At 42.7% G+C, this 12,856-nt stretch carries 11 protein-coding genes; 10 read left to right on the top strand and 1 reads right to left on the bottom strand.

The window, feature by feature from the left end; translation table 11 throughout:
• Positions 1–21 precede the first annotated feature (21 nt).
• Positions 22–1,206, top strand: a complete 1,185-nt coding sequence (locus tag CN378_RS20825) for an MFS transporter (protein ID WP_098354417.1) — start codon at positions 22–24, stop codon at positions 1,204–1,206.
• A 33-nt stretch (positions 1,207–1,239) separates the two neighbouring features.
• Here CN378_RS20825 and CN378_RS20820 read toward each other — a convergent pair whose 3' ends face one another.
• Complete coding sequence (locus CN378_RS20820) at positions 1,240–2,013, bottom strand: DUF1189 domain-containing protein (protein ID WP_098354416.1); 774 nt, start codon at positions 2,011–2,013, stop codon at positions 1,240–1,242.
• 250 nt (positions 2,014–2,263) lie between these two features.
• On the opposite strand from CN378_RS20820, the gene CN378_RS20815 reads away from it, so the two are divergent.
• The 9 genes from CN378_RS20815 (at position 2,264) to pstB (ending at position 12,842) form a co-directional block, all read left to right on the top strand.
• Positions 2,264–3,892, top strand: a complete 1,629-nt coding sequence (locus CN378_RS20815) for a Na/Pi cotransporter family protein (RefSeq protein WP_098354415.1) — start codon at positions 2,264–2,266, stop codon at positions 3,890–3,892.
• A 70-nt stretch (positions 3,893–3,962) separates the two neighbouring features.
• Positions 3,963–4,442, top strand: coding sequence for a DUF456 domain-containing protein (locus CN378_RS20810; protein WP_098354414.1), 480 nt, complete (start codon positions 3,963–3,965; stop codon positions 4,440–4,442).
• A gap of 187 nt (positions 4,443–4,629) precedes the next feature.
• Positions 4,630–5,238, top strand: a complete 609-nt coding sequence (locus CN378_RS20805) for a superoxide dismutase (RefSeq protein WP_098354413.1) — start codon at positions 4,630–4,632, stop codon at positions 5,236–5,238.
• A gap of 106 nt (positions 5,239–5,344) precedes the next feature.
• Positions 5,345–6,559, top strand: a complete 1,215-nt coding sequence (locus CN378_RS20800; protein WP_098354412.1) for an MFS transporter — start codon at positions 5,345–5,347, stop codon at positions 6,557–6,559.
• A gap of 211 nt (positions 6,560–6,770) precedes the next feature.
• Complete coding sequence (locus CN378_RS20795) at positions 6,771–8,897, top strand: peptidoglycan D,D-transpeptidase FtsI family protein (RefSeq protein WP_098354443.1); 2,127 nt, start codon at positions 6,771–6,773, stop codon at positions 8,895–8,897.
• A 310-nt stretch (positions 8,898–9,207) separates the two neighbouring features.
• A complete protein-coding gene (locus tag CN378_RS20790; protein ID WP_098354411.1) occupies positions 9,208–10,119 on the top strand; it encodes a phosphate ABC transporter substrate-binding protein in 912 nt (303 codons plus the stop codon).
• A gap of 84 nt (positions 10,120–10,203) precedes the next feature.
• Positions 10,204–11,121, top strand: a complete 918-nt coding sequence (gene pstC, locus CN378_RS20785; protein WP_098354410.1) for a phosphate ABC transporter permease subunit PstC — start codon at positions 10,204–10,206, stop codon at positions 11,119–11,121.
• On the top strand, positions 11,121–12,008 hold the full coding sequence (gene pstA / locus CN378_RS20780) for a phosphate ABC transporter permease PstA (protein ID WP_098354409.1): 888 nt from the start codon (positions 11,121–11,123) through the stop codon (positions 12,006–12,008). Before pstC ends, pstA begins: the two co-directional genes overlap by 1 nt.
• 18 nt (positions 12,009–12,026) lie before the next feature.
• Entirely contained in the window at positions 12,027–12,842 is an 816-nt protein-coding gene (gene pstB / locus CN378_RS20775; RefSeq protein ID WP_098354408.1) for a phosphate ABC transporter ATP-binding protein PstB, read from the top strand.
• Positions 12,843–12,856 lie beyond the last annotated feature (14 nt).

The following is a 12,856-nucleotide window of genomic DNA, read 5'->3' as shown; positions in this document are numbered from 1 at the left end:
TCAATGAAGGAGTGATGGGACTTGAGAGATAAACTTCTCCCATTTGTGATTGGTTTACTGCCCATATTGATGGTACTCGGGAATTCTATGCTCATTCCCATTCTTCCAAGCATCGAAGCAGATTTACAGTTGAACGGCAGATGGTCAGGCTTTATTTTAAGTTCTTTCACGATACCCGCAGCAATGGTCATCCCTTTTACGGGTATGTTGTCCGACCGATATGGACGGAAACGGATCATCAGCATTTCGTTATGGATCATGATTCTTGGAAGTGTTTTCTGTATCTTCAGCGGAGATGCGATCCGTCTCTTTATGCTCGGCAGGGGATTACAGGGTGTGGGAGCAGCAGGGACGACGCCTCTCGCCATGGCCTTGATCGGTGATCTGTATCAAGGGCAGGAGCGGTCAAGGATGCTCGGTTCATTGGAGGTGTTCAATGGTGTGGGGAAGGTGGCTGCCCCGCTGGTCGGTGCCACTCTTGCACAACTTGTTCTATGGAATCAGTCCTTTTGGGTCTTCCCGGTTTTATCTTTAGTAATCCTGGTCGGTTTAAGAAAAACGGTGGACTCTAAAGCGGTTGGTCATAAAGTCGATTTACAAATGGTCACGTCAATTTATAAATCAAAGGGGGCACTGTTATTCCCTCTCTATATAATAGGGGGAACAGGCTTATTTTTATTATTCGGCATTCTCTTCTATCTTTCCTACCATATTGAAAATACTTTTCATATTGATGGTTTTTTTAAGGGATTTTCTTTTCTATTTCCCCTTGGGGCGATGACGATCTGTTCTTATTGGTGTGGGAAAAGGCTCAAAACGGATGAGGAGGCGGGGTGGACCTATATGAAGTGCGGACTCGTTACGATGGCCATTCCATTGGGCTTTTTGATCTTTTTTTCTTCTTTGGGTTCTCTGATGTTTTTCCTCACTGTAAGCTTCGGGGGATTAGGTTTGATGCTGCCTGTCATCAATACCTTCATAACAGGAAGCGTATCCGGACAAGAAAGGGGGCTGGTCGTCGGTCTTTATGGAGCGGTGAGGTTCGCCGGTGTGGCTCTCGGTCCGATTGCCTTTGGTGTATGGAAGCAGGATCAGACACAGATGTATGAGATTGTGTTTGGTTTTTCATTGATCAATATCCTTCTGTTTACATTCCTTGCTTTACGGATAAAAGGTGGTTCTGTCCTGAAATCGAATAGAGGATGAATGAAGAAGGTCCCCGTCGAGGACCTTCTTCATTTATGGTCTTATTTTCCTTTTGGGGATTTCTTTCACCACTAAATAAAGGATCAGCGTGATGACGAACCAGTCCAATAAGGGAGCGGCCGGAATCGTTGTTTGCAATAATTCCATTAGGGTAAAAAATAAGGTGGAAACAGTGGCTGAATAGGCCGTGATCCGAAAGCTTTGACGGTATTGTACATTTCGCTTCAGGATATTTGCGAGCATCATACCGATCAATGCAAAAATGGTTATTTTCAAAAACGTCATCGCGGAGGTGAACAGATAAAGAATGAACAAGGCAACGGGGATCAGTATCCATCTTAAATCGATGAGGGTATCGACTATGTTGAGTAAACCGTCCTTCGTCAAAACTGTATCGCCAAACAATGAGTAGGAAGAAGATTGAACGTTGCCTTGATTAATGACCACGAATTCTTCCTGAAGGAAGGCAATCGTGTTTTGATTCTTGTCAAGTGTTCCTTCCTTCATTTGACCGGTGTCATCAAGGATGATGGCCATATTTTCCTTTTCGATTTTAAGGGGTTTTGACTGACCGGTAGACAAGGTTCCGTCTTCTATTGAAAAGGATGGCAGTTCCGTTACGACAGAATCCCTTAGCGTATCAAGTGCACCGGTAGTGAACGAAACAAACTGTACGGCAACGGGTAATATAGAAATAAGTGCCAGTAGAAATATGAAACGAATCGTCTTACCGATACCCTGGAAACGGAATTTTGCAATATCCTTTGGGGAATAGATACTTTTATACAATTGCTGAAATACATTCATATGAATTTTTCTCCTTTCGTGCATGCCCTATCTATTTTATGCTTGTCTAATCGCTTCATCAAGGCTGGATCTTGAATTTTATTGTTAATTATAATTAATATCGATTGTAACATCTTTGCAATAAAAGTCGACTTTTATTAACCTATTGTAAATTTGGGGTAAAAAGTATTTACGTATGCTTCATTATATATTAAAAATGATATGGGGTTTTTGTTGTTAAATGTCGAAAATATATGTAGGGGTTGAAAAGATGGAATTAAATTGGCAAGAAATGTTGTTTCAGTTCTTTGGAGGACTTGGTATTTTCCTCTTTGGGATAAAGTATATGGGGGATGGACTTCAGAAGTCTGCGGGTGAACGCCTGAAAGAAATTCTGGACAAGTTCACGACCAACCCATTCATGGGTGTACTGGCAGGTATCTTTGTTACGGTCCTGATCCAGTCGAGTAGTGGTACGACGGTCATCGTCGTCGGACTGGTAAGTGCAGGTTTCATGACCCTCAGGCAGGCAATCGGGGTCATCATGGGTGCCAATATCGGTACGACGGTAACAGCCTTCATCATTGGTGTGGATATTGGAGAGTATGCACTTCCGATCATCGCTGTCGGTACGATCATGTTATTCTTCTTCAAGAATAAAAAAGTCCATAACGTTGGGCAGATGATCTTTGGGTTTGGTGCCTTATTCTATGGACTGGAACTGATGGGTGGAGGAATGAAGCCTTTACGATCTCTTGAGGCATTCCACGATTTAACCGTAAGTATGAGTGATAATCCGATCCTTGGCGTAGTCGTCGGAACATTGTTCACGGTCATCGTTCAAAGTTCTTCCGCAACGATCGGTATCCTGCAGGAGCTGTATAGTTCCAATCTGGTTGATCTACAGGCTGGATTACCTATCTTATTCGGGGACAACATCGGTACAACCATTACGGCGGTGCTTGCGGCACTGGGTGCATCAGTAGCGGCCAGACGTGCAGCGGCGGTCCATGTCCTATTTAACTTAATCGGAACAACAATATTCTTAATCATATTGCCGTTTTTCACAAAGTTTGTAGTCTTTCTACAATCTACATTTAATCTAAATGAACCAATGACGATTGCATTCGCTCATGGAACGTTCAATGTGACGAATACGATCATTCAATTTCCATTCATCGCCATATTGGCGTTGATTGTAACCAAATTAATTCCTGGACAGGACACTCTTGTTGATTATAATTCCAAGCATCTAGATCCTGTGTTTATCGAACAATCACCATCGATTGCATTGGGTCAGGCAAAAGAAGAGGTTCTCCGTATGGGGACTTTCGCTGTGAAAGGATTAGAGGAAACGAATGAGTTCCTGAAGACAAAGAGCTCCAAAAATGCAGAGGCAGCTTATCAAATTGAAGGTGCCATCAACAACCTGGATAAGAAAATCACGAACTATCTTGTTGATTTATCATCTGCGTCCCTTTCAGAATCTGAATCCGAGCGACATTCGATCCTGATGGATACGGTTAGGGACATTGAACGGGTGGGAGATCACTTTGAGAACATTGTTGAATTGATTGAATACCAACAAGCCAACAAAGTGAAAATCACCGATGATGCCATGGCCGATCTTGAAGTCATGTTCAATCTGACAATCGAAACAGTGGAGAAGGCGATTAAATCGTTAGACCTGAACGACACTGAAATCGCACGTGAAGTAGCTGAGAAAGAAGATCAGATCGATAAAATGGAACGTAAGCTGCGCAAACAGCATATCCTGCGCCTGAACGAAGGTAAGTGTTCCGGTCAAGCAGGTATCGTATATGTCGATATCATCAGTAACTTGGAACGTATTGGAGATCATGCAGTCAATATTGCTGAAGCAGTATTGGGTGTAGAATAAGCCATCCTGACCTCTTTGATATTTGTCAAAGGGGTCAGTTTTTTTTATACTCAAGGGGAGGTGTTGAAAAGTGGAGATCGTTTATTGGAGCATCATAATCATACTCATGATTTTATCATTTGTGGGACTCGTTTATCCGATATTGCCAAGTGTCGTTCTTTTAGTGGGAAGCTTCATATTGTATGGTGTGTTTTTCAGCTTTGAGCCTTTTAACTGGCTGTTCTGGACCGTGCAGATCCTCTCTGTGGCACTATTGTTCGGTGCCGATTACATGGCGAACCTGATCGGTGTCAAAAAATTCGGGGGAACGAAAGCTGGTATATGGGGAAGCACCATCGGACTCCTCGTTGGACCATTCGTCATCCCTGTCCTGGGAATCCTCATCGGTCCCTTCCTCGGTGCTGTCATAGGCGAATGGGTCGTAAATCGATCCAAACTAAAGACGGCCGTCAAAGTGGGGATAGGTTCAGTGATAGGATTCATCTCAAGCGTATTCACAAAAGGCTTCATCCAAATCGTCATGGCCATCTATTTCTTCTTGGTCATTTGACCGGTTAATCGGAAGGTCTTTACATTCCAGTGATTAATCCCTGGAATATAGGGCATTTTATCCTTGTAAGAAAAAAGTGAGAGATTGAAGGCAAAATATTTGAACAGATATAGTAGTTTTGGTAATCTTATACTGAAACGGCCTGAATATAGCTATTCAGGAAACTATACATAGGGAGGAATTTATAATGGCTTACGAATTACCGCAATTACCTTACGCATATGATGCATTAGAACCTCATATCGACAAGGAAACAATGAACATCCACCACACTAAACACCATAACGCGTATGTGACGAAAGTAAATGATGCACTTCAAGGACACGACGATTTATTAAGCAAATCCATTGAAGACCTTGTTTCTAACTTAGACGCTGTTCCTGAAGGTGCTCGTACGGCAGTTCGCAACAATGGTGGCGGTCACGCTAACCACTCTCTATTCTGGACGGTATTATCTCCGAATGGTGGAGGCGCTCCATCTGGAGAGTTAGCTGATGCCATCTCTTCCAAATTCGGAAGCTTTGACGCATTCAAAGAAGAATTCGCAAATGCTGCGGCAACACGTTTCGGTTCAGGCTGGGCTTGGCTAGTAGTCAATAACGGTGAACTTGAAGTGACTAGCACACCAAATCAGGACAGTCCTCTAATGGAAGGTAAAACGCCTGTTTTAGGTCTTGACGTTTGGGAGCATGCTTACTACCTTAACTATCAAAACCGTCGTCCTGATTACATCAGTTCATTCTGGAACGTTGTAAACTGGGATGAAGTAGCAAAGCGTTATTCAGCAGCTAAATAAAGTAGCGTTGCAGTGAGGGAGGTTCTTTTTTAGAACCTCTCTTTTTTTTGTATAAGTTCCTTCCCTTTTTCAAAAGATAGGGGTACGTTAAAGGGGAGTTTTACACATGAGCAGTTTTAAAAAGGTATTAGGCGATATTGATTTAACCAAAGATCTGACTTTGCTCCTGTTGATCGGAGGTCTATACTCGTTGAGTATTGCCCTCTCCAACACCTTTGTGAACATCTACCTGTGGAAGCAGTCGGGTGAATTCATTGATTTGGGAATCTATAATTTAACCGTTGTCATCTTTCAGCCACTGACATTCATATTGGCCGGGCGGTGGGCAAAGAAAGTGGACCGGGTGATTGTATTGCGCTTCGGTGTTATTTTTTTAGCCCTTTTTTACATATCCGTCCTCGCATTCGGAGAATCGGCGGAAGAGTACCTCGTCGTATTGGGAGCGTTACTTGGAATAGGGTATGGTTTCTACTGGTTGGCTTTCAATGTGTTGACCTTTGAAATTACTGAACCCGAAACCAGGGATTTTTTCAATGGTTTCCTTGGTACTCTTACTTCAGCCGGTGGAATGATCGGACCGATCCTCGCCGGCTTCATCATTTCAAGGTTTGCCTCCTTCCAGGGTTATACCATTGTATTCGGACTCTCTCTCCTGCTGTTTTCCATAGCTGTGATCATGAGCTTCTTCCTTAAGAGGAGGCCTGCCTCCGGACGGTATCTGTTCATGAGGATCCTGGAGGAAAGAAAGCACAATCATAACTGGCGGCTTATCACAAACGCCCACTTTTTTCAGGGATTGAGGGAAGGGACATTCATCTTTATCATTTCGGTGTTCGTCTTCATCAGTACGGGGAGTGAATTTGCCATCGGTACCTTTGGCTTGATCAACTCAGGGATTGCCTTTGTCGGTTACTATATTGCTTCCCGTGTCATAAAGAAAAACTTGAGAAAACGTGCCATCCTTCTCGGTGGAATCCTTCTTTACCTGGCCATATTCCTGATCGTATTTGATGTGACTTATACGAAATTATTGCTTTATGCAGGCGTCATAGCCATTGCCTATCCCATCCTGTTGGTCCCTTATATTTCAATGACGTATGATGTGATCGGAACGGGATGGAATGCGGCTGAAATGAGGATCGAGTACATTGTTGTACGGGAAATCTTCTTGAACCTGGGCAGAATCGTGTCCGTTCTTGCATTCATCATAGCCGTGACCTTTTTTAATCAGGAAGAAAGCATCCCTATCCTCCTATTGATTCTGGGAGCGGGTCATACGCTGATTTATTTGTTTATACGAAAGGTCGTTTTACCTTTATAAGGAAGGTGAAGTAAAGAGAGGGAAAGATTTCCTCTCTTTACTTATGGCTAGATTATCCGTGGGGATTTCTATAAAATAAGGGGAGGAGAATTCTTGAGAGGATTACTTTAAAAAACAGGTATCAGAGAGAGAATGAAATTGTTACATAGAGGAAGGGTTGGAAGACTTGAAAAAAAATAAGAGAAAAAGAAAGACGCATGTTCCCGTTAGGATGAATCTGCTGTTTTTTGCTGTGTTCTTATTATTTTCTCTTCTTGTTCTCAGGCTGGGTCTTGTTCAAATCGTGAACGGGGAGAGCTATAAGAAAGAAGTAGAAAGAACAGAGGATGTCGTAGTCAATACTGGTGTACCTCGGGGGAAAATGTATGACCGTTATGGAAATGTGATCGTCGACAATGTCCCGTTAAATGCGATTACGTATACCAGGGCGAACAATACGAAGATCGATGAAATGATCGAGGTCGCATCCAGGCTTTCTGACTACATCGAAAAGGATCCAGAAGATGTGACAGAAAGGGATAAAAAGGATTATTGGATCATCAAGCACCCGGAAAAAGCAGATTCAAAAGTTTCTGATGAAGAAATCAAGAAGCTTCAAAACAATGAAGAGCTGTCGGAAGATGATGTGAATAAAAAAGTCTATCAAATGAGACTGGACCGGATTACGGGGGAAGAGCTTGGGACACTCACTGAAAAAGACTTGGAAATCATTGCGATTTACCGTGAGTTCTCCAGTGGGTATGCGCTCAATCCGCAAATTGTAAAAAATGAAGGGGTCACGCCGAAAGAATTTGCTGAGGTCAGTGAACATCTGAGCGAGCTGCCAGGTGTCAACACCACGACAGATTGGAAGCGTTCGTACGTATACGACGATACATTGCGGACAATTCTGGGGAATGTTTCTTCTGCAAGGGAAGGACTGCCGAAGAATCTGGTGGACTTCTACCTGGCCCAGGACTACAATCGAAATGATCGTGTAGGGAAAAGCTATGTAGAACTGGAATATGAAGATGTCCTTCAAGGACAGAAGGAACAAATCAAGAACGTGACCAAAGGCGGCAGCGTGCTGGAATCCGTCCTTGTCCAACAAGGGCAGCGAGGCAAGGATATCGTCCTTACCATCGACATGGAGCTTCAGCGCGAAATTGAAAAAATTATTGAGGAAGAATTAAGTAAGCAGATCGTCAATCGGAATGAATCCCCGAATCTTGACCGAGCGTTTGTCGTCATGATCGACCCTAATACAGGGGAAATTCTGGCCATGGCGGGAAAACAATATGTCAAGAATCCTGAAACGGGCAAGTACGAAATGCGGGATGCTGCCCTTGGAACCTTTACATCTTCCTATGAAGTAGGTTCAGTGGTAAAAGGTGCAACCGTATTAACGGGGTATATGACAGGTAAATTAACACCGGGAGAGGTCCTGATTGATGAACCGTTAAAAATCAAAGGGACGAATCCGAAAACATCCTGGTTCAATAAATACCAGCAGATCCCAATGACCGATTTGTATGCACTGGAGAAATCCTCCAATGCTTACATGTGGAAGGTTGCCCTGAAGATTGCCGGAGGAAGGTATGTTCCGAATGAACCGATCGTGAATAATCCCGAAGCCTTCGATGTCTTTAGAAATCACTATGCTCAATTTGGGCTGGGGGTCCCGACAGGCATCGACTTACCAGGTGAATCTTCAGGACTTACCGGAACCAAGACAGAGCCTGGTTTCTTACTGGATTTGGCAATCGGGCAATTCGATACGTATACAACCATGCAGCTCGCACAATATGTTTCCACCATCGCCAATGATGGGTATCGTGTGCAACCTCATATCATGAAGGAAATACGTGAACCAACCAACGACAATGAGAGTCTCGGTCCGATCCTGTTCGAGAAACAGACGAATGTATTGAATCGGATCGATGCCTCCCAGGCAGAGATCGAACATGTGCAAAAAGGTTTCTATCGTGTTTACCATAACCCTGAAGGAACGGGTTACTTATTTCATGACGCACCTTATAATGCAGCGGGTAAATCAGGAACAGCCGAAACGTATATTGACGGGGAACTGAGTTACAACACCACGTTGATAGGATATGCGCCTTTCGATCATCCTGAGGTAGCGTATGCCACTGTGGTTCCGGCATCTCACATCCAGGCAAGCGGCGTGGCCGATCCCTACGTGAATAAGTACATCTCAAGACGGGTGATGGATAAGTACTTTGAACTGAAGAAGAAGCGCGCAGAAGAAGTGAAAGACCCCACTTCCGTCAATAAGAAAGTGGAGAATGCTGAAGAAGCAGAAGAACGAATGCAGCAGGAAAGAGAACAGAATAACTGATAGAAAAAGCTGATTTATGGGAAATTTGTTCCATAAATCAGCTTTTTATATTTGGAAAAAGGTACAATGATGTATTCCGAATTTGAATATCAAGCAAAAATTCATTGTTTTATCTGGAGGATACATAAATTCTTGAACATTGAACAATACTAGTGTTAATAAGGGTTTTAGGCTTTTATGAACCGCGGAATCATGAAGAAAAATGTCGAATTTACAAAACCTTTACAATCGATTAAAACACAATTAACACTCATCTATTAATCTAGTACTCGTAGGACAAAACAACCAATATTTTAGGGGGAATTAAAGAATGAAGAACTTCAAGAAATACGGACTGCTTTTAATCATCGCAACGCTTGTAGCATTTGCCGCTGCATGTGGGAATGGAAGCAGCACAGATGAAAATGCTGGAGACGACAAAGAAGGTTCAGAAACAGCTTCTGGTTCAATCGTAGTTTCAGGTTCTTCTGCAATGCAACCACTTGTTGCAGCAGCAGCTGAAGAATTCATGGCTGAAAATCCGGATGCAGATATCCAAGTGAACGCTGGAGGTTCTGGTACTGGATTATCCCAAGTTTCTGAAGGATCAGTTCAAATCGGTAACTCGGATGTATTCGCTGAAGAAAAAGAAGGAATCCCGGCGGACGAGTTAGTTGACCATAAAGTAGCGGTTGTAGGTATGACGGCTGCAGTTAATCCTAATGTTGGTATTGAAGACATTTCTAAAGAAGATCTAAAAAAAGTATTCACTGGTGAAATCAAAAACTGGAAAGAGCTTGGTGGTAAAGATCAAAAGATCACTCTTGTAAACCGTCCTGATTCTTCTGGTACTCGCGCTACATTCGTGAAATTCGGTCTTGATGGAGAGACTCCTGCTGAAGGAATCACTGAAGACTCTTCAAACACTGTTAAGAAAATCATCAGCGAAACAGATGGAGCCATCGGTTACCTTGCTTTCTCTTACTTCACAGATGACAGTGTCACTCCACTTGCAATTGATGGTGTGAAACCAACTGACGAAAACGTACAAAAAGGTGATTTCCCAATCTGGGCTTATCAACACTCTTACACTAAAGGTGAAGCGGAAGGTTTAGCTAAAACATTCCTTGACTACATGATGAGTGAAGAAGTTCAAACTGGATTACTGAAAGATCAAGGTTACATTCCTTCTACAAAGATGGAAGTAGAACGTGATGCTGAAGGGAAACAAACAAAGAAATAAATCAAGATGTAATTAAATAAATTGATAGGGTAGATGCGTAAGGGCATTTACCCTATTATCTCGTATTTAGGGGTGTTTACGGTTATGGAAAACAAGCTACCTGCCTCAAAGAGGCTGATCAAAAGCAATAGATCTTGGATGAACGGTGAAATTAAGGGAAGGTTCTTAGTGACATTAAGTGCAGTCATCATGATTGTAGCAACACTATCTATTACTATTTTCTTAACTTCAAAAGGGTTGCAGTCATTTATTAAAAATGGTGTAAGTCCAATTGAGTTCTTAACCAGTCCAGATTGGAATCCTACAGGGGAGAACGCAATGTATGGTGCTCTTCCGTTCATTTTTGGATCCTTTGCTGTTACTATTCTTTCTGCATTAGTTGCAGCACCGCTTGGTATCGGAGCGGCTATCTTTATGACGGACATTGCGCCATCATGGGGAAGAAAAATCATGCAGCCGATTGTAGAACTCCTTGTCGGAATTCCTTCCGTTGTTTATGGATTTATAGGGCTTACAGTATTGGTTCCTTTTATTCGTGATAATACGTCCGGTATCGGCTTTTCACTACTTGCCGGGATGATCGTATTATCCGTGATGATCCTGCCTACCATCACAACCATTGCCACAGATGCCATGAGTTCATTGCCGAAAAGCCTTCGCGATGGATCATATGCATTGGGGGCAACGAGATGGCAGACGATTCGAAAAGTATTAATCCCTGCGGCACTGCCTACATTATTGACCGCCGTGGTATTAGGGATGGCGAGAGCCTTCGGTGAAGCTTTAGCGGTTCAAATGGTGATCGGGAATACGAGAGATCTCCCTCAAAGTATCGTCGATGCATCGGCAACGTTGACAACGATCATCACGTTAAATATGGGACATACTACTTATGGAAGCGTAGAGAACAACACGCTATGGTCGATGGGCCTCATTCTATTGATTATGTCTTTCGTATTTATCTTATTAATCCGCTACTTATCTTCTAGGAGGAAAATCTAATGAATAGTAAGAGAGCAGACAAGATCGCTACAGGTTTTTTCATTGGTATAGCAACGATCATCATTGCGCTGTTAGTTGCTCTATTTTCTTATATATTAGTTAAAGGTCTCCCATATGTGACGTGGGATTTCCTGACAACCCCATCGAGTGCGGTTCGTGCCGGTGGAGGAATACGGGATCAGTTATTCAATTCATTCTACATCCTGATCATTACGATGATCATAACGGTTCCGCTCGGTGTTGGCGGAGGTATATACATGGCTGAATATGCAAAACCGGGTAAAATAACGAATACCATCCGTTCATGTATTGAAGTGTTGGCCTCATTACCATCTATCGTCATTGGAATGTTTGGATTATTGGTGTTTGTTAATACAACAGGTTGGGGATATACCATTATAGGCGGAGCCTTGGCACTTACGGTATTTAACCTGCCAGTATTGGTTCGTGTAAGTGAAGATGCCATTAGAAATGTACCCCGTGAATTGAAAGAAGCAAGTCTGGCATTAGGAATCACAAACTGGCACACAGTGAAGACAGTCCTGATTCCTGGAGCATTCCCTTCCATTTTAACGGGTGCAATCTTAGCATCAGGCCGTGTATTCGGAGAGGCGGCAGCGTTGTTATTTACGGCAGGTCTGTCCACTCCAAGACTAAACTATATGGATTGGAATCCATTTTCACCTACATCACCGTTGAATCTTTTTAGACCGGCTGAAACCCTGGCTGTACACATTTGGTCTGTCAATACTCAAGGTTTGATTCCTGATGTAGACGAAAAAGCAGCCGGTGCATCAGCTGTTCTGATCCTTTCTGTCTTGATTTTTAACCTGGGTGCACGATTCATTGGAAGCTACATTCATAATAAAATGACAGCAACAAAATAATAGAAGGTGTGATAGTACATGTCGGTTCAATTAGAAACGAAACAGAAGAGCTCTTCAAGAGTAGCTGATCAAATCAAGAAAGAGACCATCATCGATGTTCAGAACTTAGACTTCTATTACGGTGATAATCACGCAGTTAAAAATATCAATATGGAAATCGAGAAAAATGCAGTAACAGCTTTGATCGGTCCTTCAGGTTGCGGAAAATCAACCTTTTTACGAACCATTAATCGCATGAATGATTTAGTGCCAATCGCCCGTGCAGAAGGGAAGATCATGTATGAAGATGTGAATCTTCTAGGTAAGGACATTGATGTCGTGGCCCTTCGTAAAGAAATCGGGATGGTTTTCCAAAAGCCGAATCCATTTAGTAAGTCCATTTATGAAAACATTGTGCATGCACTTAAATTTTCTGGAATCAAAAAGAAGAGTGTGCTGAATGAAATGGTAGAAGAAAGCTTGACAAAAGCGGCACTTTGGGATGAAGTTAAAGACCGCCTTCATACTTCAGCACTCTCATTATCAGGTGGGCAGCAGCAACGGTTATGTATCGCAAGGACGATTGCAATGAAACCGACGGTCATGTTATTGGATGAACCATCTTCGGCACTGGACCCGATTTCAAATGCGAAGATTGAAGAATTGATCACCGATCTAAAAAAAGAGTACACGATTGTGGTTGTGACACATAACATGGGGCAGGCGTCACGTGTCTCTGACAAGACCGCATTCTTTTATAATGGCGATTTAGTGGAGTATGACCAAACAGAAAAGATCTTCACAAATCCATCAGAAAAGAGAACGGAAGACTATATTTCAGGGCGTTTCAGTTGATCATTTAGTTGGAG

Origin of the sequence: Bacillus sp. AFS015802, from assembly GCF_002561455.1 — a bacterium.
Taxonomy (GTDB): Bacteria; Bacillota; Bacilli; order Bacillales; family Bacillaceae_B; genus Rossellomorea.
Note: the sequence above shows the minus strand (reverse complement) of the source record. Positions and strands in the feature narration are given on the sequence as shown.

What these genes read in the sequence shown, in the direction of transcription:
- CN378_RS20820 (WP_098354416.1), bottom strand. Translation starts at nt 2,013, where the DNA reads ATGAATGTATTTCAGCAATTGTATAAAAGTATCTATTCCCCAAAGGAT.
- CN378_RS20815 (WP_098354415.1), top strand. Translation starts at nt 2,264, where the DNA reads ATGGAATTAAATTGGCAAGAAATGTTGTTTCAGTTCTTTGGAGGACTT.
- CN378_RS20805 (WP_098354413.1), top strand. Translation starts at nt 4,630, where the DNA reads ATGGCTTACGAATTACCGCAATTACCTTACGCATATGATGCATTAGAA.
- CN378_RS20800 (WP_098354412.1), top strand. Translation starts at nt 5,345, where the DNA reads ATGAGCAGTTTTAAAAAGGTATTAGGCGATATTGATTTAACCAAAGAT.
- CN378_RS20795 (WP_098354443.1), top strand. Translation starts at nt 6,771, where the DNA reads ATGAATCTGCTGTTTTTTGCTGTGTTCTTATTATTTTCTCTTCTTGTT.
- CN378_RS20790 (WP_098354411.1), top strand. Translation starts at nt 9,208, where the DNA reads ATGAAGAACTTCAAGAAATACGGACTGCTTTTAATCATCGCAACGCTT.
- pstC (WP_098354410.1), top strand. Translation starts at nt 10,204, where the DNA reads ATGGAAAACAAGCTACCTGCCTCAAAGAGGCTGATCAAAAGCAATAGA.
- pstA (WP_098354409.1), top strand. Translation starts at nt 11,121, where the DNA reads ATGAATAGTAAGAGAGCAGACAAGATCGCTACAGGTTTTTTCATTGGT.
- pstB (WP_098354408.1), top strand. Translation starts at nt 12,027, where the DNA reads ATGTCGGTTCAATTAGAAACGAAACAGAAGAGCTCTTCAAGAGTAGCT.